Here is a 3166-nt window from a genome sequence, read left to right on the forward strand (position 1 = left end):
CATTGAAGTGTCCATATTGCAGTTGTGAAGAAAGTAAAGTGGTTGACTCTAGGTCAACAGAGGATAATATTGCAACTAGGCGAAGGCGGGAGTGCCTAAGTTGTTTTAAACGATATACCACATATGAGAAAGTTGAAGATATACCTATTTTAGTAATAAAAAAGGATTCTAATAGAGAATATTTTGATAGGACAAAAATAATAAATGGTCTTATGAAGGCCTGCCAAAAGAGGCCAGTATCAAGAATGCAAATTGAAGCCATTTGTGACAAAGTAGAAAAACAGTTAAATAATGAAATGCTTACAGAAGTAAAATCTGATTATATAGGAGAAATTATCATGAGTATATTAAAAAATGTGGATGAGGTTTCTTATGTAAGATTTGCTTCAGTTTATAGGCAATTCAAAGATATTAACACGTTCATGGAAGAAATACGGAAATTAATGTCTAACGAATAAAAAATGCCCTTAGGCATTTTTTTTATATTTCACAAAATCATAAATGAGGTGTATTAATGGAAATTGAGGCTATTAATAATTATGAATTTATAAAGTTCGAGCATGATAATGCAGTGGTTTTATTTTCAACTGCAAAGGATGAATTAAACTTTAATAAAAATACTGAGGAAGGATTATTAAATATAGAAAAAATTAGGACGCATTACCATTTACAAACTGTTGGCTATTTAAATCAAATTCACAGTGACTTAATTTTCAATTATGATGATACTATTAGGGATGGAGATGCTTTAATAACAAATAGAACAAGAGAAGCTATAGGCGTGTTTACAGCAGATTGTGTTCCCGTAATTTTAGTAGACACAAATAATGGTGTGATAGCTGCAATACATAGTGGTTGGAAAGGTACAAAAGCAATGATCGTAAGTAAAACTATTGAAAGACTGCAAGAAAATTATGGTTCAGAAGCTAAGGATATTAGAGTTTACATAGGACCACATATAGGAGGCTGTTGCTATGAAGTTAGCAGTGAACTAATAGAAGAGTTTACTCGCGAAGATATTTATAGTAATATTATTATTAGTAATATTAATAAATTGGATTTAGAAAAATGCATTCTGGCACAGCTTGCGGAAAAAGGTATTAAAGAAGAAAATATTAGTACTACCAATACTTGTACTGCCTGTAATAAACAATATGAATTATATTCATATAGAAATAGTTTTAATAAGCAAGGGAGAATGTTTTCTTTTGTTTATTTAAAGGAATAAATATGGAGGGATTAACATGGCTGACGAAAAAATATTAGTTGTCGATGATGAAGAACATATACAAGAATTAATTAAATTTAATCTGGAGAAGAGTGGTTATAAAGTTATATGTGCTGATAACGGTATAGATGCTTTAAAGCTTGCAAAAGAACAATTACCACAATTGATGTTACTAGATTTAATGTTACCTGGAATGGATGGCTTGGATGTATGCAAGGAAATTAGAAAAGATTCAAATATGTCAAACATGCCAATTATAATGATAACAGCAAAAGGGGAAGAAATAGACAAAATTATAGGACTTGAGCTAGGTGCAGATGATTATATTACAAAACCCTTCTCAGTAAGGGAGCTGGTAGCAAGAATTAAAGCAATACTTAGAAGAACTACTATGCAACCAGTTGAAAAGACTTTTAAGATAGGAAATTTAGCTATTGACTTTGGTAAGCATGAAGTTATTAAAAGTGAAATCAAAATTGATTTAACATTAAAAGAATTTGAGTTATTGGAGATATTAATAAAAAATAAAGGTAGAGTTATGACGAGAGACTTCCTATTAGACAAAATATGGGGTTATGAATACGTAGGAGAAACAAGAACTGTAGATGTTCACATAAGACATTTAAGACAAAAAGTTGAAGATGATGATAAAAACCCAATGTATATTCAGACTATCAGGGGTATAGGTTATAGATTTAATTTTGGAGAATAATTATGAAAAAAAAATTAGTAGTATATTTGTTAAGTACGGTGGTTTTTATATTTATAGTAGTAACTGTGTTATTTGTATCTATTTTTAACTACGAATATCAGCAAAATCTAAAAGATAAGTTGCAAACAAATAATAATATGATAATTAGTTTATTACAAAGTAATAATATAAGCGATCAAGAAAAATTTTTTACGGAGAACTTAGCCTATTCGCAGCTGAGAGTCACCTACATTGATAAACTGGGCAAAGTTATTTATGATTCAACTATAAATATGGAAACTATGGATAATCATAATAGTAGGCAAGAAATAATAGAAGCAAGAAAAAGAGGTAGTGGATTTTCTATGAGATATAGTAAATCTACTGAGAAGAATATGATGTATTTTGCAACCTCTTTTGGTGATGATTTTATTATTAGAAGTTCTATGCCCCTTAAAATTGTAAATGGGCTAGGTAGTAAATATTTTAGGTTTTACCTATTGGCTATAATTTTTTCAGCCGTAATGTCAATTTGGTTTTCTCTAAAGCTATCTTATATTGTTGTAAAACCCATTACGGACTTGATTTTTATTACTTCAAGAATTAGTAAGGGAGAATTTCATAGGAGAGCTAACATATTATCAGATGGAGAAATAGGTAAACTAGCTAAAAATTTCAATGAAATGGCTGATAAACTAGAGTCTACTTTATATGATGTTACAGACAAGCAAAACAGGCTAGAGGCAATACTCCAAAGTATGGATAGTGGAGTAATTGCAGTGGATAGATGCAATAAAGTGATTATTATTAATTCATACGCTAAAAAAATGTTTGGGATCACTAAAGATATTATAGGACAAAATCTTTTAGACAATATAAGAGATTTTGAATTAGAAAATATATTTCGTCAAAGTGATGATGATTATAAAGAAATAAAAATAGTTTGGCCAAAAGAAAGAGAGCTTAGGATAAAAACTGCAGATATAATTAACAGAAGTGAGCATATTGGAACCGTGGCTGTTGTTCAAGATATTACAGAAGTGAAAAAATTAGAGAAAATGAGAACACAATTTGTGGCTAATGTTTCACATGAACTTAAAACGCCGCTAACTTCTATTAAGGGGTTTGCAGAAACCTTAAAATATGTTGATGATGCAGAGACGAAGGAAAAGTTTTTAAATATAATAAATGAAGAAGCTGAAAGATTAACTAGGTTAATCACAGATATCTTAACACTTTCAAATATA

At 29.7% G+C, this 3166-nt stretch carries 4 protein-coding genes; all 4 read left to right on the forward strand.

All coding sequences use genetic code 11. The features are described from left to right. The first annotated feature begins 2 nt into the window (after positions 1 to 2). The gene (nrdR, locus tag JJE11_RS17050) at positions 3 to 458 is read left to right on the forward strand and encodes a transcriptional regulator NrdR (protein ID WP_291637784.1); all 456 of its coding nucleotides are present in this window, start codon (positions 3 to 5) and stop codon (positions 456 to 458) included. 56 nt (positions 459 to 514) lie between these two features. Next, on the forward strand, positions 515 to 1228 hold the full coding sequence (gene pgeF / locus JJE11_RS17055; RefSeq protein ID WP_291637786.1) for a peptidoglycan editing factor PgeF: 714 nt from the start codon (positions 515 to 517) through the stop codon (positions 1226 to 1228). A 16-nt stretch (positions 1229 to 1244) separates the two neighbouring features. Further along, positions 1245 to 1940, forward strand: coding sequence for a response regulator transcription factor (locus tag JJE11_RS17060; RefSeq protein ID WP_291637788.1), 696 nt, complete (start codon positions 1245 to 1247; stop codon positions 1938 to 1940). Positions 1941 to 1942: 2 nt separating this feature from the next. Continuing rightward, positions 1943 to 3166 (forward strand): histidine kinase dimerization/phospho-acceptor domain-containing protein (locus JJE11_RS17065; RefSeq protein WP_291637790.1); only part of this gene is annotated, 1224 nt, incomplete at its 3' end.

Source organism: Clostridium sp., assembly GCF_016650095.1.
Classification (GTDB): domain Bacteria; phylum Bacillota; class Clostridia; order Clostridiales; family Clostridiaceae; genus Clostridium_AD.